Raw genomic sequence first — 17359 nt, forward strand, 5'->3', positions numbered from 1 at the left:
TTATGCTATCCCGTATTCCTATAGAGCTTGATGAAATCAAGCGGAGAACTATCGAGTTAGAGGTTTTGCGGGCGGCGATGATTGCCGAGCTGGATGCGATAAATCTTTATGAACAGATGGCAGCAATGGTAGAAGATGAAACAATAAGAAAGGTGTTACTGGATGGCTCGAGAAGAAAAGACCCACTTAGGGGAATTCGAGGCTTTACTATTGAAGAGTGATAAAGAGCAAAGAGAGGAACTGGAAGCGGGTGAGCAGGAGGTTGATGAGTTGATGGAAGGGTAGTTTTTAAGCGCCGCAGGAAAGATTTGTCCCGAAGATATTTTTAGTATAATTACCCAGTATGATGCTTCCGGAACAAGAGAAACAGAAACAACCGGATAACGACTCGTCCCAGAGCGGTCCGGTCTTCTGGCAAAAGCCGGTATTTTTTATTCCGATGGCGGTGTTTTTGCTCCTGGTGCTGACAACAGCGGTCGTCGTTGTGGTTAAGAATGCGGGCCGAGTGCAAATTGGACCGGCGCCGGTTCCACTCGGTCCAATTACTCCGGATACAACGATGAGTCGCGTAAGACGACAACTGGCGCGGGGTATTACAAGACTGGAGCGGCGATTGCAGGAGTATCGGGGGAAAATAGAAACGCTCTCTTTTTATCAGGATTCACTTTACCGGAGTTGTAGTCTGGGATTGAAACAGTTGTGGATTGAGTTTGCAGCGGTCGAGAGCGCGCGTTCTTATGCCGAGCGTAAACCGTTGTTTACCAAAGCGAGAAAAAGGTATGTAGAACTCCGGAACAGTGTCAATGACTTTGTTTTTTCCGTTGATTCGGCAATCAGTGGTCGAGTGCTTGACTCTTTAGACCAGGAGTTCCGTAAGTTGATCAGTGAGTAAGACACGAATGGCGGTTTGGCGGATTGATATCAATAAAAAGGGTTTTGACCCTGAGGCACGGGCGTTTGAGGTTGATGCTCGGGATATGGGTTTAAAATCGCTTTCACCGGTAAGGATTACCCGGGTGTGGTTCATCGAAGGGGCATTGAGCGTCAACAATGTGGAGGCAATTGCTCAGGAGTTGTTGTGCGACCCGGTTGTTGAAGAGTGGCGGGCTGAGGTCCTTGAGAACGGCGTTTTGAAGGCTGGTGATGAAACTTTAGTCCTTTACAATCCAGGAGTAATGGATCCGAGTGTTGCGACGGCGCTACGGGCGCTTGAGGATATGGGGTATAAAAAGGTTCGGGTACGCACCGGGCGAAGTTATCGATTGGGAAGAGCGCTGACTGCCGAAGAACGAATGATGCTCAGCCGGGGTTTGATGTTTAATCCCCTGATACAACATCTGGCGTCTCCTGGAGAGAAAGTTTTTGCCCAGCCCAAACCCTACCGTTTTAAGCCGGTGGTAATCCCTTTGCGCGGTCAAAGTGACGGTGAATTGGAAAGAATTTCTCGAAACCGACTCCTTGCTTTATCGGTTGAGGAGATGAAGATTTTACGGCGATTTTATGAAAAGATCGGGCGGGACCCGACCGATGTTGAGTTAGAGACTTTTGCTCAAACCTGGTCCGAGCACTGTCAGCATAAAACATTTCGGGGGGAGATTGTTTTCGGTAGGAGACGGATAAACAATTTATTAAAGTCGACAATTATGCGGGTTACTGAAGAACTTGCCCTGCCGTGGGTGCTTTCGGCGTTTGAGGATAACTCCGGGGTAATTGAATTTGACGAAAAGTACGGAATCAGTTTTAAGGTGGAGACGCACAATCATCCTTCTGCGCTGGAACCTTATGGTGGCGCGGCAACCGGCATCGGCGGTGTAATTCGGGACTGTCTTGGGACCGGCTTGGGTGCAAAGCCGATTTTGAATACCGATGTGTTCTGTTTTGGTCATCCGGGCACCGATTTTAACGATTTGCCCAGAGGGGTATTACACCCGCGCCGGGTGATGAAAGGGGTGGTAACCGGTGTGCGGGATTATGGCAATCGCATGGGAATTCCAACGGCGAATGGAGCGGTCTATTTTGACCAGGGGTATTTAGGCAATCCTTTGGTATTCTGTGGTACGGTCGGGATCATTCACCGCTCGAAGCTAAAGAAAAAGGTGCAAGCCGGACAAATGATTATGCTGCTCGGAGGACGAACTGGCCGCGACGGAATTCACGGAGTTACCTTTGCGTCGTTAGAACTTGATGAACGTTCCAGTGAATTTTCTTCGGGTGCGGTCCAGATTGGTAACCCGATTGAGGAGAAGAAACTGCTGGACCTGGTTCTGGCGGCAAGGGATAAAGGGCTCTTCAGTGCGATTACCGATTGCGGAGGCGGTGGTCTTTCCAGTGCCGTGGGTGAGATGACAGCGCGGACCGGTTGTGAGGTGTGGCTTGATAAGGTCCCGCTGAAGTATCCGGGTTTGAGTCCGGCGGAAATCTGGGTTTCCGAGGCTCAGGAGCGGATGGTGTTATTTGTTGAACCAGAAAAGGTCAAACCGCTTTTACAACTGGCAAAGGAAAACGATGTTGAGGCAACGATAATCGGGAAAGTGACCGGGACAAAAAGGCTGGTGTTGAAGTATCGGGAGCGAATTGTTGCGGATTTACCGATGCGGTTCCTTCATCATGGTTGGCGTCAGGTCAAGCGAATAGCACACTGGGAAAGGCAGGACATTCCGGAGCCGTTTGTGCCCCATCGCCGGGAATTGACCGAAATAATGCTCAAGTTGCTGGCAACGCCCAATATCGCCAGTAAGGAGTGGGTGACAAGGCAGTACGACCATGAGGTGCAAGCCGGTACGGTTTTGAAGCCGTTCGCGGGCCGGGACAGTTTTGGACCAACTGATGCCTGCGTCATTGTGCCGGTAAAGGGTTCTAATCGGGCGTGTGTTGTATCTTGCGGATTGTGCCCAAGGTTTGGATTGGTTGACCCTTACTGGATGGCGGCTTCGGCAATTGATGAAGCGTTGCGGAATTGCGTTGCCGCGGGCGGGGATATTGAACGCACCGCAATCCTGGACAACTTCTGCTGGGGGAGTCCGGAAAAACCTGAGCAGTTAGGTGGTCTGGTGCGAGCGGCCGAAGGTTGTTATGATACCGCACGCGGTTTCCGGGTACCGTTTATCTCTGGAAAGGACTCTCTTTACAATGAGTTTAAAACCGAGCAGGGGGAAACATTACCAATACCCGGCACCCTGTTGATTTCGGCGATAAGCGTAATTCCCGATGTTCGTAAGACAATGACGCCGGACTTTAAAAAGCCCGGTTCATTAGTGTATCTGGTGGGCGAGACCTTTTTAGAATTGGGCGGGAGCGAGTTTATGCGGGTGCACGGTGGTATCGGGCGCGATGTGCCCAAGGTGGAACCGCGGCGGGCAAGGCGGCTGATGATTAAGATGTTTCAGGCAATCCAGCGGGGGCTGGTGCTTGCCTGTCACGACCTTTCCGAGGGTGGTCTTGGTGTAGCACTTGCCGAGATGAGTTTTGCCGGTGGGATAGGTGTCGAGGTGCAACTGCGCCATGTGCCCGGGGCGCATCGGTTTGAACGCGACGACTTTTTACTTTTCAGTGAGTCCAACAGTCGTTTTCTCTGTGAGGTGGCACCACAGAAACGGGAGGCATTTGAAAGGATTTTTGCCGGGTTGCCTTTTGCTATGATCGGGAAAACAGGGGAAGGTCAATACATAACGATTGCAGGGCTGGATGGAGGGGAAGTGGTAAAACTTGACCTTAATGAGGCGGGCAAAGTATGGCGAACATCATTGACCAAGCGACTCGCCGAGCAGTAGTTAGAGGCGCGGGTTGCGGTATTTTTCCGACTTCTTTGGTTTATTCCTGGTCTTCAGTTATATAAGGGTCAATAGGTGACTTGCTCATTACCCGCATCAGTTCATCGTTAAACCGCCGCGCCGGAAAATAACCGAAAACTTTAAGGATGTGATTTTTGGCAATGACTTCGTGCACCAGAGCAAGGTTTTTGCCCGGGACAACAGGAATTGTTACCAGAGGGATTTTGACCCCAAGGATTTCGGAATACTGTTCTTCTATGCCGGCTCTTTCACATTCGACGCCACTTTGCCACTGGATGAGACGAACCTCGACTTCGACCCTTTTCTGGATGCGGATTGCCCTGACCCCGTACAGGCTATAGACATCAACAATGCCGACACCCCGCACTTCTATATGATGGGCAAGCGCCGGCGATTTTGCCGCCGGGTACCCCATAAGAATTCCCGTGCCCCGGCGTAATACCCGGACCAGGTCGTCGGCAACCAGACGATGACCACGGTCAACAAGGTCAAGGGCACATTCACTTTTTCCGATGCCTGATTCGCCGGTGATGAGCAGTCCCACACCAAAGACATCGACCAGGTCGCCGTGGATGTAAGTTTCTGGTGCCAGTCGGTAGTCAAGAAAGACACTCAAAAGGTGAATGAAAGGTGTGGTATCGAGTGGTGTGCGGATTATCGGCACGCCCAACCGGTTGCCTTCCTGAATCCAGACCTCAGCCACCGGTAATTTTTTGGTGATGATGACCGCGACCGGTTTCAGTTCCAGAAGGGTGCGGACCGCTTGAGCGTACTGCTCTAAGGATAAGTTTTCCAGGTAGGAAAGTTCGGTGCTACCGACAATCTGAATTCGTTCCCGCAGGAATACGCCGGTGTAACCGGCGAGTGCCATTCCGGGTCGGTTGATATCCGGAGTGGAGATGAAGTTGGTCTCCAGCCCATTGTGACCGGCGAGCAGTTCAAGTTGCCAGTCGGCTTTTTTTTCTTCCAGTAAGGTCCCGACCGTAATTTGCTTGGAAGAAATTTCCATTTACCCTTGCGGGTTTGACTTTTCCGGGCGGAATTTGTGTCCAGGTGCCCGTCGCCGCCGGGTGCGGATTTTTCCCAGACGGCGTTCCAGTTGAATTACCAATTTGTCAGCGAGGTCATTTACCGCCTGATAAGAGTCGCTGCCGTGGCCCTTGGCGGTGACGACAAAATGCCCGGTATGAACTTTGCCCTCGGCGACCTCATATGCCCGGTCCGGAAAGAGAACTACCTCACTTTTCAAAATCTGATGGTCAAACTTTCCCAGTTTTTCTAACTTCTTGGTTACATATTCACGGAGATGAGGGGTAATTTCGAGATGACGCGCGGTGAGTGTAATCTGCATTTTTCCTCCTTTGTATATAATAATAGCCTTTTAATTTCTGCAGTCAAGAAAGGTTAAGCAGGGCGCGGCAATTTTTGCTTGGGCGGCTAAAAATCGGGGATGGGTTCGAAGATGGCAAGGTAGTGAAAGGGGTTGAGTCGCTGGTGGTGGCAGAGGGCGAAGCCAGCACTTCGGGTTAGTTTTTTCAATTGTGTTTGTGAGATTCTTTCACGGATAGGGGGTCCCGGAGGAGGTTTTACTTTTTCCCATTCAACAACAACCAGAACGCCTTCGGGTTTTAGCAGGCGCCGCGCTTCGAGAAGCGCAGCAGTTTTGTTACCGACTTCGTGGAGAACGAGTACCATCAAAATGCGATCGGCGATTGCAGCAGGCAGGGGGATTTTTTCAGCTCGTGCTTGAAGGAGCTGAACATTTCCGGTGTTTGGGGGAAGTTTGCGTTCAAGGTCTTTAAGCATCTCCGATTCGATATCGACGGCGATGATTGTACCCTTTTTGCCCAATTTTTTCAGCGCCGGTAAGGTGATGTAGCCGGTACCGGCGCCAATGTCAAGCAGGGTTAAGCCGGGTTTTAAGTTGAGCGCCTTTATTACCGGTTGGGGTGGGAGGCGTTTTTGCCGTTCCGAGCTGAAGAGCGCAGCGCGGTTTTTCGGGTCAAACCGATGAGGCACAGTGGTAGTTATAATTGAACGACGAAGCACCGGATAAACAACAAAAATGGTTGTTGCGTAACATCAGGCGACGCCCGCGGCAATGAGGGCGGCACGGACAATTAAGTCAGCGGGCACGGTTTCGTAAGAAGTCTCATCGACTTCAATCGTTCGGCATTGAGCCGGCCCGCACACATCGCAACAGGGGCTTTGTCCGGTATGCGCCGCAAGGTACTCCTCAATCGGGCGGTCGTTAAGCAGAACGAGGTTTGATGACAATGGTGCTTTATCAAATTGTTCTTTGGAGAGCGGTTTCTTTTCGACAACGATTTTCCAGCCGAGCGGTGCCAGTTTTTCTTCTAATACTGCAACCGCCTTATCCAGTTCCCTTTCCGTATCATTACACCGCGGACAGGTGCGGTCTTCAATTAAGAGCCTTTGCCAGGTGATTTTCAGAACCTTTTGCATTGCGCTGATAAGTTTAGTGTGGGGTGAAGTGAAATCAAGTTTTAAATCTACAGGCTTGATTCACCGCCCGGGCGGTGTATGATTACCAATATGGCGATAACGGTTGTAGCGATTGGTGGTAATTCTCTTATCCGGAATAAGGAGCGGAGTTCGTTTGCGGACCAGATGGCAACATTGCAGAGCAGTTGTCGTCCGATTGCCGAAATGGTACGTGCGGGTGAGCGGGTTTTGATTACCCATGGCAATGGTCCGCAGGTTGGATTTGTGCTGTTGCGTTCGCACCTGGCGCGAATGCGGGTCCCGGAGATTCCGCTCGATGCCGCAAATGCTCAGACCCAGGCGGAAATTGGTTATATGATTCAACAGGTTCTGGACAATGAGTTCCGGCAGATGGGTATTAAGCGGCGCGTGGTAACGGTTGTCACCCAGGTGATAGTGGATAGAAATGACCCGGCGTTTTCGGTGCCGTCCAAGCCGGTGGGACCATTTTACACCCGGGAGGAGGCGGTACGCTTGCAGCGGGAACTGGGCTGGGTATTAAAGGAGGATGCCGGTCGTGGGTTCCGGCGATTTGTGCCGTCGCCGATACCTCAGGCGATTGTTGAGATTGAGGAGATAAAACGGCTGGTTGAGGCGGGCGCAGTGGTCGTTGCCTGTGGTGGTGGGGGGATACCGGTGGTTGAAGAAAACGGTAAATTGAAGGGTGTGGCAGCGGTAATTGACAAAGACCTGGCATCGGCACTTCTTGGTAATCTTGTTGGCGCAGAACGGCTGATAATCTCCACCGCGGTGGAACAGGTGTATCTCCATTATGGCTTACCTGATGCCCAGCCATTGACAAGGGTAACAGCAGCGGAAATGGAAAGTTATTTAGGTGCCGGGCATTTTCCCGAGGGCAGTATGGGACCAAAGGTGAGCGCCGGACTTAAGTTTCTGGAGCGGGGAGGGAAAGTGGTTTTTATTACCGACCCGGAGCATATTCTCGCAGCGGTCGCGGGAAAAGCCGGGACAACGATTGTGCCGTAAGATGAGCGGTCTTACCGTACTGGTTTACCTTTTGTTTTCCCAGACGATGATGCTTATTCCGATGGATTTGACCCAGAGTGACCATCTGAAAGCGTATGGGGTTGCCTATCGTTTGCTGACAAGGGGTGTGCGGGTTGAGTGGCTTTTGAACTATCGCGGCGGGTCCTTTTTATTTCCGGAAGATGGACAGGCAATAAAGGAGTGCCGTTGGAACGGGGTCTTCTTTGAGGAGGTGACACCTGCGCAGCTGGTGATGATTCGCTCGACAATAGAAGCGAACAATATGGCTTCGGTTGTTCTGGAGCGGCCGACCAAGATTGCAATTTATGCACCGCCGACCGCAGACCCGTGGGACGATGCGGTGCGGCTGGCTCTGGACTACGCCGGGATTCCTTACGATGTGGTATGGGATAAAGAGGTTCTTGCCGGAAAACTTGCCCAGTATGACTGGCTACACCTGCATCACGAGGATTTTACCGGTCAGTTTGGTAAGTTTTACGCTTCGTACCGACAGGAAAAGTGGTATCAGGAGGAAGTGGCGCTTAACATAAAGACCGCCCGCGAACTCGGGTATCAGAAGGTAAGTAAGTTGAAACTGGCGGTTGTTGAGGCGATTAGAAAGTATGTTGCCGAAGGTGGAATGCTGTTTGCGATGTGTTCGGCAACCGATACCCCGGATATTGCCTGGGCGGCACGAAACACCGATATCTGCGATGCGGTGTTTGACGGTGACCCGGCCGACCCCAGCTGCAATCAAAAACTGAATTATGAGGGGTGTTTTGCCTTTGAGAATTTTAAGGTTATCACCGACCCCTGGGTTTACGAACATTCTGATATCGACACTTATCAAGAGGCAACGGCGCGGGGTCCAGAGGTTTACTTTACCCTTTTTGACTTTTCCGCCAAGTACGACCCAGTACCGACGATGCTGGTGCAGAACCATGTTGGACTGGTCAAGGAGTTTTTAGGTCAGAATTGTGGGTTCCGGCGCACCTTGCTGAAGAAAAATGTGGTAATTATGGGTGAGGTGACAAACACTGAGGAGGCGAAGTATATTCACGGACAGTTTGGAAAGGGGACAGTTACTTTTCTGGGCGGACACGACCCAGAGGATTATGCGCATCGAATTGGAGACCCTCCTACCGACCTCTCTTTATACAAAAATTCACCCGGGTATCGGCTGATTCTCAACAATGTGCTTTTCCCGGCAGCAGAGAAGAAACCGCTCAAAACATAGGCGATGAACTCAATTTCGGACTGTTTTGATTGCGGCTTGAGACAGTGCGAACGGATTGTCCATTTGTGCGGGGGAAATGATGAGGTAATTCAGAGATTAAAGGAGCGGCTCGAGAGGTTGCGAGGTCAACTTGAGTTAAGACAACCACCCAGCACCTACACATCCAAGATGCTGATTGCCGCGATGGAGTTTTTGGGTAATAAGGACCCGTTTTGGCAGATGCGGCAGGAGCAGAACGAGAAGAGCCGGGAATGGGCGGAGCGCTGTGATGCGGAACTGGAACGAAAAGAAGAGCCGTTGAAGGCGGCACTGGTGTGCGCTGCGGCGGGCAATGTGATTGATGTTGGACCAAGACACCGGTTTGACTTTGCGGCGACTCTGGCGCGGGCGCGTTTGGCGCACGATGATACCGCTCGGCTGCAGGAAAAGTTGAAGAAGGCACGGCGACTGGTTTACATCCTTGACAACGCCGGGGAGGCGCTGTTTGACCAACTGGTACTCAAGCGGCTGGCGGTGCCGGAGGTGACGATTGTTGCCCGGTCCACACCGATTCTCAACGATGTGACCGTTGACGAGGCGCGGCAACTGGGTTTTGAACAGCTGGGGCGGGTGATTGGTACCGGTTCGGCTTATCTCGGCGTTGACCTCAATACCGTTTCCGATGAGTTTCGTGAGGTTTACTACGATGCCGATGTGGTGATTGCCAAGGGGCATGCAAACTTTGAGTCTCTGGTTGACGATGGCCGGGATGGGTTTTACCTGCTGACCGCTAAGTGTGAACTGGTAGCGGGTCGGCTGGGCGTGAATCTGGGGGATTCGGTTCTTTACTATTCTAAGGGGAGAGGTTGATATGTGTCTGGCGATACCGACGAAGATTGTGGCGATTGAAGGCGAAAGGGCGATTGGTGAGGTTGGTGGGGTGCAGCGGGAGATTTCAATTGTGATGACGCCCGGGGTGAAGGTGGGCGATTATGTGATTGTTCACGCCGGGTTTGCGATTCAGGTGCTGGACAAAACCGCGGCGGAAGAAACAAGGGCGATTTTTGAGCAGATGGCGCAACGGGTGAGCGAGCAGCAGCGGCAGGCGCGGCAACGCCGCTAACAGACCGGTTCAATTAATGGTTCACCACCTTCGGTTTGTGCCTGGGCGCTCTGGGTAATCAATCTTGCGGCATCTGCGGCGGTGGGTGCGGAAAGCGCCAGTTTGCGCACCGGTTCGAGGTGCAGCGCTCGGGCAAGGGTGGCAAGAATCTGAAGATAGACCGAGTACATCGAAGGCGGCGAAATTAGTGCGACGACGAGGTTGACCGGTTCGTTGTCACGGGCGTGCCAGTCAATCGGAGTGGTGAGACGAACCACCACCACAACAATTCGGTCGAGTGAAGCAGGGGCAGAGTGGGGCAGAGCAACCCCATGGCCCACACCGGTTGAGCACAGTTCCTCTCTTTTTCGGAATCCTTCAATTACTTCATCGTGGTCCTGGGTGATGCCGGCTTCGAGCAGGCGGTCGGCAACAAGGTCGAACAGTTGCTCTTGCGAACCAACCGGCGGGGCATCAAACGCCAGTTCGGGCAGGACAAAGTCGGCGAGGTTCATCATAAGCACGCAAAGAAGTCTATTATCTTATTGATAATGACATCCTGTTCGGCATCTGTCAAGTTATGTCGGATGGGCAGGCAGACGATTTCATCACTTGCCTTTTCCGCGACCGGAAACGACTGGTTGTTAAATAAGGAGACAAATCCGGGTTGAAGGTGGATTGGTTTGGGGTAGTAAATCATTGTTTCAATACCATTAGCGAAAAGAAAGTCACGGAGTTTGTCGCGCTGTGGGGTAAGCAAAGCAAACTGGTGATAGTTGACCGTGCTGTCCGGGACGGACTGGACGATGCGAACATATTGATTGAGTGCAGTGGAGTAGCGGTGGGCAAGTTGTCGGCGCCGGGCAAGCCACTTTTCGAGATGGTTAAGTTTTAAAAGGAGAAATGCCGCCTGGAGTTCGTCAAGCCGGGCTGAGGTTGGGCAGGAAATCGGTAATGCGACACTGGCGATGGCGCCACCGTTGCCGAGCGCGCCAAGGTTTTTGGTCGGGTAAAAACTGAAGGTGGCGACGGTGCCAAATGAGCCCAGTTTTCTTTCTTGATAGGTTGAGCCGAGCGCTTGGGCGGCGTCTTCAACTAAAAAGATGCCTTTTTGCTGGCAGATGGTGATGAATCGGTCAAGGGCGGGACAGTTACCAAACAGATGTACCAGGACAATTGCTTTGGTTCGAAAGGAGATTTTTTCTTCAACTGCCAAAGGAGAAAGACAGAGGGTTTCGGGTTCGATGTCGGCAAGTACGGGCACGGCACCGGTCCGCAAAATCGCCTCTACCGTAGCGGGAAAGGTGAACGGAGTGGTAATGACTTCGTCGCCCGGACCGATGCCCAGCGCCTTCATTCCGTAAAACAGAGCATCGGTGCCGCTTTTGAGCCCGATAACTTGCGGTACCCCGAGGTAAAGGGCAAGGGTCTGCTCGAACTTTTTGAGTTCATCGCCCAGAACAAATCTGCCCGAATCGATGATGCGACTCAGCGCCTTTTCAAACTCGGGCTTGAACTCAATGTTTTCTGACCTCAGGTCATAGAACGGGATGCGGCAGGAGTTCATCTTAAGAAATGTTAACCGGGAAAGAAGCCGAGGCAAATCAGGGAAAGCGTTGCGGCGGCTTTATGTTTTATTTTCCGGGTTCTCTGCCGGCTTTTGCGTTGCCTGAAGATAGGCAAGGCGCAGCTGATACAGGAGATCATTTAGCAGTTCGGTTTCTTCTGTTGAGCGGTTGCCTTCGGTTTTGGTTTTGAGCATCTCAAGGGTGTCAATGGTGTGACGGGCTAATGGTAAGTTGAGTTCGGTTTTGGTGCTTTCTCCGGTCAAGGGCCGGCCCAGATAGTGCAGGGCGGTGGCAGCAATGCTCAAAATCAGGGCTGAGAGCGTGGCGGGAATTTCTTCCGGAGTTTGATTCTGGGAATTTTCGTTACTCATTGTGGAGCAGGGTTTTGATATGGGTGATTTTGCCGTTACTGAGGTAAATCCGGGGCACACGCGGGCTGACCCGGCAGATGATTTCATAGGGGATGGTGCCGGCAAGGAGCGCCAGTTCGTTGGCGCAGATTTTTTTGCCGTCCGCGGCGCCGAGGAGTGTTACCGTGTCACCCAGTTTTGCCTCGGGGATGTCGGTGACATCAAGCATTGTCAGGTCCATTGACACATTGCCGACAACCGGCGCCTTTTTACCGTGCACCAGGCAGTAACCTTTGTTGGTTAAAGAGTGGGGATAGCCATCACCATAGCCAACCGAGATGACGGCGATGCGAGAGGGTCGTGTAGTGAAGTAGGTGCGTTCGTAACTGACCGATGTGCCGGCGGGGAAGTGGCGCAGGTTGACGATGCGGGAGCGCAAAGTCATTACCGGCTTCAGGTCAAGGGGAGCCCGGCGGTGGCCAAAATGGTAACTCAATGGCATTATGCCGTAGAGCACAAGTCCGGGACGGACCATATCAAGGTGGGCTTCGGGAATGTTAAGGCAGCCGGCTGAGTTTGCGGCATGGCGCAAAAAACCGGTGATACCCTTTTCGGCAAGTTGCTCAAGGAGCCGGTTGTAGGATTTAACCTGGTGTTGGGTGAAAAAGATGTCGGTGTCCGCAGCGGGAAAATGGGTGAAGACGCCGGTAAGTTTGACTCCTGGTAACTGGACAACCTTGATGATAAAGTCAAGTGCCTCGTCGACGCTAACCCCGGTTCTGCCCATACCGGTGTCCACTTCAATGTGCACTGGGATAACGGTGTTATGGGTAATTGCCTGTTCGGATAGAGCCTGGGCAAATGATAACTCGGTTACGGTTGGGGTCAGGCGGTGCGCAATGAGTTCGGGAATACCTTCTTTCGGAACCGGGGACAGGACGAGGATGGGAGTTTCTTTTACGCCCGCAAGCCGGCAGGAAACCCCTTCTTCAATGCTGGCAACACCGTAGGCATCAACCAGGTGGTAACTGGCTCGGGCAATTTCGCGCAAGCCATGACCATAGGCGTCGGCTTTGATGGCAAAGAGCAGCTGGCGGTTGCCAATCTGCTGCCGTACTTCGAGGATGTTGTGTTTTAAGGCGTCAAGGTCAATCTCTGCCCAGACTCTGCCGAAGTGATTCTCCATCGGTAATGATATATTAAATAAAAATGTTGTAAGGTCAAGGATGCATGAGGAACAACAGGCGAAACCGGAGATTGTACTTTAAAGTATAATGCCCAACACGCGGGTGTTTTTGTCTAACACCTTAATATTACAAGAGTTAAACTGTTGAAACCCAATTTTCCATACCCAACCCCGGGGTAGTTTCGGGGATGGTAAGGGAAATTGTGTTTTTCGCGGTCCGGTGGGCATTTTTTTGACCAGTTTCCGATTTTTATTGTCAGTTAGTGGTCGGTCGGGAAGCAGTTTCAATGTGGGTGTTCTTGACTAATAGCGATAAGGAGACTACACTATACAAAATTACGGAGTTGTAAGATTATGGTACAGAGAAATTCAGTTGACAGTATGCGTCTGGTTTTATTGGGTCCGCCCGGTTCTGGTAAGGGAACCCAGGCGGAGTTGCTGGCAAGCCGGCTGGGTTTTGTCCACTATTCAACCGGTGAGGTTTTCCGCGAGCAAATCAGCCGCCGGACTCCATTAGGTTTAAAGGTGGAAAGTTATGTGGTTTCGGGCGGGCTGGTGCCGGATGAGATTGTACTTGAGGTGGTGGAGCAGTTTATTCGCGACCACACCGGCAAGCCAGTTGTGTTTGACGGGTTTCCCCGAACGATTCCTCAGGCACAGGGGCTTGATGCGCTTTTAGGTCGGATGGGGTTGGAGCTTTCGCTCGTCGTCCTGGTGGATTTGAGCGATGATGAGGTGGTACGGCGACTTTCGAGCCGGAGGCAGTGCAAGGTGTGCGGCAAGATTTACAACCTGACCTTCAGTCCTCCTAAAAAGGAAGGGGTTTGCGATGAGTGCGGGGGCGAACTTTATCAACGGGATGACGACCGGGAGGAGACGATTCGGGCGCGCCTGCGGATTTACAAGGAGCAAACCAGCCCCTTGATTGACTATTATGAAAAACAGGGGAAACTGATTCGGCTTGATGGCGCCCTGGGCCGGGACCGGGTGTTTGAGCGCTTGAGCGCCCTTGTTAACGCAACGAGATGATGGATGGCGCTTTACATAAAAAGCCCGGTCGAGGTGGAGGGAATCAGGCAGGCAGGGAAAATTGCCGCGGAACTGCTCAGGCTTCTGGAAGGTCAGGTGGCACCGGGGGTCAGTTTGAAGGAGCTGGAAGATTTTTGTGCCCGGTTTATCAGAGAAGCGGGAGCGGTTCCGACCTTTTTAGGTTATCAAGGGTTTCCAGCCGCGGTGTGTATCAGTGTGAATGAGGAGGTGGTGCACGGAATTCCGGACCATCGGGTGCTCCAGGAGGGTGATGTTGTGAAGGTGGATGTTGGTGTAACAAAGAAGGGGTTTATTGCGGATGCGGCACGTACCTATCAGGTGGGCAGGGTTGCGGCTGAAGTGGCGCGGCTGGTCGAGAAGACCGAAGAGGCGTTTTACCAGGGTTTGAAGTTTGCGCGTGCCGGCTATCGGGTTGGTGACATCAGCGCCGCAATTCAGAGGTTTGTTGAAGAACAGGGGTTTTCGGTAGTGCGGGAGTTGCATGGGCACGGGGTGGGAATTGAACTTCATGAGGAACCAACCGTGCCCAATTTCGGCACGCCGGGAAAGGGCCGGGAGCTGGTGAAGGGGATGACAATTGCGATTGAGCCGATGGTGAATATGGGTTCGCCCAAGGTGAAGACACGGGCTAATGGCTGGACCGTGGTTGCGGCGGATGGGAAACCGTCAGCCCATTACGAAAATACTGTGCTCATCACCGATGGTGAGCCCGAGATATTGACCGTTTGAAAGAGGCAAAACCGGAGGTGTATGGCTAAAAAGGATGTAATTCAGTTAGAAGGGGTGGTGACCGAATCGTTGCCCAATGCCACCTTTCGGGTGCAGCTGGACAACGGTCATCTGGTCCTTGCCCACATTTCGGGTAAGATGCGGATGAACTGGATTAGAATTCTGCCAGGGGACCGGGTTACGGTGGAACTTTCACCTTATGACCTTACCCGGGGACGGATAGTTTACCGGTTTAAGTAGCGCATAATATAAGAAAGGGGTTTATTATGAAGGTGCGTTCTTCAGTTAAGAAGCGGTGTGCCCACTGTGTGGTTGTGCGACGCCGGGGCAAAGTGCGGGTAATTTGCAAGCGCGAGCCCAAGCACAATCAGCGGCAGGGTTAGATGTCAAACAGCAGGTAGCCGGTGGCGAAGTTCATTTTTATCTCCGGCGGGGTGGTTTCTTCGCTGGGTAAAGGAATCGCCACCGCATCAATCGGTTTGCTCCTGAAAAGTCGCGGGTTAAGGGTCGTGCCGTTGAAGTTTGACCCTTATATCAATGTTGACCCGGGAACGATGAGTCCGTTTCAACACGGCGAGGTGTTTGTGACCGATGACGGGGCAGAGACCGATTTGGATTTAGGCCATTATGAGCGGTTTATTGGCCGGGCACTTTCCCGGGACAACAATCTGACCGCCGGGCAGATTTACTCGGCGGTAATTGAAAAGGAACGCCGGGGCGGTTATCTGGGCAAGACGATTCAGGTTGTACCCCATATTACCGGTGAGATAAAGGAGCGGATTCGGAAGGTTGCACGAGGTCAGGATGTGGTGCTGGTGGAAATTGGTGGTACGGTGGGTGATATTGAGGGGCTGCCGTTTCTTGAGGCGGCACGGCAGTTTGCCCTTGAAGAGGGAAAGGAAAATGTCCTTTACATCCATCTGACCCTGGTTCCTTTTATCCGTACATCGGGCGAATACAAGACCAAACCGACCCAGCACTCGGTCAACAAACTCCGGGAGATAGGTATTCAGCCCGACATTTTGCTCTGCCGCGCCGAAACACCATTACCCCCTGATGCCAAGGAGAAGATTGCGCTTTTCTGTAATGTCCGGCGGGAGGCGGTGATTGAGGCGATTGATGTCGCCAATATTTACGAAATCCCGTTGGTGTTTCAGCGTCAGGGTCTTGACGATTTAATTGTTCGGCTGTTAAGGATAAAACGGCAGCGGTCGGCGTCCGGCAAGGACGGCATTTTAAGACGGTGGCGTGAGTTTGTCCAGAAGCAGCAGGCGGCAAAAACTGATTTGCGCATTGGTTTGTGCGGAAAGTATGTTGGGTTGCACGATTCGTACAAGTCGGTAATTGAGGCGATTCATCATGCGGCGGCAGCGGTAGGGGTTCGGCCCGTGATTGAGTTTATTGAAGCGGAGGAACTGACATCAAGAAATGTTGCCGAGCGACTTAAAGGTCTTGCGGGCGTGATTGTGCCCGGCGGTTTTGGTGTGCGGGGAATGGCAGGAAAAATTGAGGCGGTCACCTATTGCCGGGAGCACAGGTTGCCGTTTTTGGGTTTGTGTGTTGGGTTGCAGATTGCGGTGATTGAGTTTGCGCGCCGGGTGTGCGGGCTTGAGAGCGCCAATTCTACCGAGTTCGACACCAGGACCCGGTATCCGGTAATTTATCTGATGCCGGGACAAAGGAGCCGAAAGCAGAAAGGCGGCACGATGCGTCTCGGCGCCTACCCCTGCGTAATTCAACCCGGCACGGTTGCCTATCGTTGTTATCGGCGCCGGCTGATTTCGGAGCGGCACCGGCATCGATATGAGGTGAACAATCGGTTTCTTCCGTTGCTTGCCCGATACGGGATGGTGGCATCAGGCATTTCTCCGGATGGGAAACTTGTTGAAATCATTGAACTTAAATCTCATCCCTTTTTCCTTGCCACCCAGTTTCATCCGGAGTTCAAATCGCGGCCCTTAGCCCCACATCCTTTGTTTGTTTCGTTCCTTAGAGCCGGCTATAACCGTCAACTTCAAAGCCGGGACGATGTTGATAAACGCGATTCTCGCAACAGTTCGCATCCTGCCTCCTGAGTTAGCGGTAATTCTTGTCCGGTTAATTCTCTTAATTTACCTCACAGTTCGGGCTGATTATCGCCGGGAGATAAATACCAATTATCGGGTAATATTTGGCCGGGAGCGCCGGTGGTTCTGGGTGCGCAATGCCTGGCGGGTAGGCAGAAACCTGGCGTTGATGGCAAAAATTGGCACGAATTTTGCTTATGAACTTATTGACAGGGTGCTGGTTTATGGAGAAAATAATAATATAAAGAGCCGAAGTCGGGAACAGGAATTGCATATGCTAATGGCTTCATTTCACTTCGGAGTGTGGGAGTATTTGCCGCAGATTTTTGCCCAGCGGTCTGACAGTGTTGCGGTAGTGGTTTCGGAACAGCGAAACCCGGTGCTGGACTTCTGGCTCAAAAAGTTGAGAACGGGTCACGGGGTTAAACTGATATTTCAAATCAGCCAGCTTTTTCGGAGATTGTCAAGCCCGGGAATAACCGGGTTTATGCTTGACAATACCAGCCGGGGCCGTGCGGTCTGGATTCAACTTGCTGGTCCGGTTGATGGTTCTCAATTGATGTTTCGGGTTCCGGCTTTACCATTTCAGGTTTTGACGCGGCTGGCGAACGAGAGAAAGGTTGAGGTGAAGGGGGTTGTGCCGGTGTTCGGATATCTAAGACGGGGCAGGCTGGTTGTGCGGATATTCCCGGCGGGCGATGAGGAGAACGCAATCCGGGCGCTTTTCACGATGATTAGCGAGATGCCTGAGGAGTGGATATTCTGGGGTAAGGCGGGTGCGGTGCAAAGGTTGGTTGAGGCGGGATAAT

General features: G+C 52.3%; 20 protein-coding genes and 1 pseudogene. 13 read left to right on the forward strand and 8 right to left on the reverse strand.

Translation table 11 applies throughout. From position 1 onward, the window contains the following. The first annotated feature begins 2 nt into the window (after positions 1-2). The 3 genes and pseudogenes from HPY86_05970 to purL all read left to right on the forward strand — a co-directional run bounded on the left by HPY86_05970 (position 3) and on the right by purL (position 3770). A pseudogene (locus HPY86_05970) lies at positions 3-285 on the forward strand (rubrerythrin). A gap of 61 nt (positions 286-346) precedes the next feature. Further along, entirely contained in the window at positions 347-892 is a 546-nt protein-coding gene (locus tag HPY86_05975) for a hypothetical protein (GenBank protein NPV14460.1), read from the forward strand. An 85-nt stretch (positions 893-977) separates the two neighbouring features. Continuing rightward, on the forward strand, positions 978-3770 hold the full coding sequence (gene purL / locus HPY86_05980; GenBank protein ID NPV14461.1) for a phosphoribosylformylglycinamidine synthase subunit PurL: 2793 nt from the start codon (positions 978-980) through the stop codon (positions 3768-3770). A gap of 40 nt (positions 3771-3810) precedes the next feature. On the opposite strand, the gene hprK is transcribed toward purL, so the two are convergent. The 4 genes from hprK to HPY86_06000 form a co-directional block, all read right to left on the reverse strand. Then, positions 3811-4800: an HPr(Ser) kinase/phosphatase gene (hprK, locus tag HPY86_05985; GenBank protein ID NPV14462.1), complete on the reverse strand. Its 990-nt coding sequence runs from the start codon at positions 4798-4800 to the stop codon at positions 3811-3813. Further along, positions 4801-5142 (reverse strand): ribosome-associated translation inhibitor RaiA, encoded by a 342-nt coding sequence (gene raiA, locus HPY86_05990; protein ID NPV14463.1) that lies wholly within the window; start codon positions 5140-5142, stop codon positions 4801-4803. An 86-nt stretch (positions 5143-5228) separates the two neighbouring features. Continuing rightward, positions 5229-5840, reverse strand: a complete 612-nt coding sequence (locus HPY86_05995) for a class I SAM-dependent methyltransferase (protein ID NPV14464.1) — start codon at positions 5838-5840, stop codon at positions 5229-5231. Positions 5841-5873: 33 nt separating this feature from the next. Next, positions 5874-6257: a DUF2703 domain-containing protein gene (locus tag HPY86_06000; GenBank protein ID NPV14465.1), complete on the reverse strand. Its 384-nt coding sequence runs from the start codon at positions 6255-6257 to the stop codon at positions 5874-5876. 90 nt (positions 6258-6347) lie between these two features. Here HPY86_06000 and arcC point away from each other — a divergent pair, with 90 nt between their 5' ends. The 4 genes from arcC to HPY86_06020 are packed head-to-tail and all read left to right on the forward strand — an operon-like array spanning position 6348 to position 9622. Next, positions 6348-7283: a carbamate kinase gene (arcC, locus tag HPY86_06005; protein ID NPV14466.1), complete on the forward strand. Its 936-nt coding sequence runs from the start codon at positions 6348-6350 to the stop codon at positions 7281-7283. Between the two features lies 1 nt (position 7284). Next, positions 7285-8520 carry an asparagine synthetase B gene (locus HPY86_06010; GenBank protein ID NPV14467.1) on the forward strand — a complete coding sequence of 412 codons (1236 nt, stop codon included), beginning with the start codon at positions 7285-7287 and terminating at the stop codon, positions 8518-8520. 3 nt (positions 8521-8523) lie between these two features. Continuing rightward, positions 8524-9369: a DUF89 family protein gene (locus HPY86_06015; GenBank protein NPV14468.1), complete on the forward strand. Its 846-nt coding sequence runs from the start codon at positions 8524-8526 to the stop codon at positions 9367-9369. A gap of 1 nt (position 9370) precedes the next feature. Further along, entirely contained in the window at positions 9371-9622 is a 252-nt protein-coding gene (locus HPY86_06020) for a HypC/HybG/HupF family hydrogenase formation chaperone (protein NPV14469.1), read from the forward strand. On the opposite strand, the gene HPY86_06025 is transcribed toward HPY86_06020, so the two are convergent. The 4 genes from HPY86_06025 to alr are packed head-to-tail and all read right to left on the reverse strand — an operon-like array spanning position 9619 to position 12705. Further along, positions 9619-10119: a PTS sugar transporter subunit IIA gene (locus HPY86_06025; protein ID NPV14470.1), complete on the reverse strand. Its 501-nt coding sequence runs from the start codon at positions 10117-10119 to the stop codon at positions 9619-9621. The two genes, HPY86_06020 and HPY86_06025, sit on opposite strands and share 4 nt — an antisense overlap. Then, positions 10116-11168 (reverse strand): DegT/DnrJ/EryC1/StrS family aminotransferase, encoded by a 1053-nt coding sequence (locus HPY86_06030; GenBank protein NPV14471.1) that lies wholly within the window; start codon positions 11166-11168, stop codon positions 10116-10118. The genes HPY86_06025 and HPY86_06030 overlap by 4 nt, the downstream gene beginning before the upstream one ends. Positions 11169-11228: 60 nt before the next feature. Further along, positions 11229-11540 (reverse strand): DUF1844 domain-containing protein, encoded by a 312-nt coding sequence (locus tag HPY86_06035; protein NPV14472.1) that lies wholly within the window; start codon positions 11538-11540, stop codon positions 11229-11231. Next, a complete protein-coding gene (gene alr, locus HPY86_06040; GenBank protein ID NPV14473.1) occupies positions 11533-12705 on the reverse strand; it encodes an alanine racemase in 1173 nt (390 codons plus the stop codon). The genes HPY86_06035 and alr overlap by 8 nt, the downstream gene beginning before the upstream one ends. A 381-nt stretch (positions 12706-13086) precedes the next feature. Between alr and HPY86_06045 the strand changes: the two genes are divergently transcribed. From HPY86_06045 to HPY86_06070, 6 genes are read left to right on the forward strand one after another with little or no spacing between them, the layout of a single operon-like run. After that, positions 13087-13734, forward strand: coding sequence for an adenylate kinase (locus HPY86_06045; protein NPV14474.1), 648 nt, complete (start codon positions 13087-13089; stop codon positions 13732-13734). Between the two features lie 3 nt (positions 13735-13737). Continuing rightward, positions 13738-14484, forward strand: coding sequence for a type I methionyl aminopeptidase (gene map, locus HPY86_06050; protein NPV14475.1), 747 nt, complete (start codon positions 13738-13740; stop codon positions 14482-14484). Positions 14485-14505: 21 nt separating this feature from the next. Beyond that, positions 14506-14724, forward strand: a complete 219-nt coding sequence (gene infA, locus HPY86_06055) for a translation initiation factor IF-1 (protein NPV14476.1) — start codon at positions 14506-14508, stop codon at positions 14722-14724. Between the two features lie 26 nt (positions 14725-14750). After that, positions 14751-14867 (forward strand): 50S ribosomal protein L36, encoded by a 117-nt coding sequence (rpmJ, locus tag HPY86_06060; GenBank protein ID NPV14477.1) that lies wholly within the window; start codon positions 14751-14753, stop codon positions 14865-14867. Positions 14868-14888: 21 nt separating this feature from the next. Beyond that, complete coding sequence (locus tag HPY86_06065; GenBank protein NPV14478.1) at positions 14889-16559, forward strand: CTP synthase; 1671 nt, start codon at positions 14889-14891, stop codon at positions 16557-16559. Further along, positions 16513-17358, forward strand: coding sequence for a hypothetical protein (locus HPY86_06070; GenBank protein ID NPV14479.1), 846 nt, complete (start codon positions 16513-16515; stop codon positions 17356-17358). Before HPY86_06065 ends, HPY86_06070 begins: the two co-directional genes overlap by 47 nt. Position 17359: the final 1 nt, after the last annotated feature.

The sequence above is a fragment of the candidate division WOR-3 bacterium genome (assembly GCA_013177935.1).
Classification (GTDB): domain Bacteria; phylum Hydrothermota; class Tepidihabitantia; order Tepidihabitantales; family Tepidihabitantaceae; genus Tepidihabitans.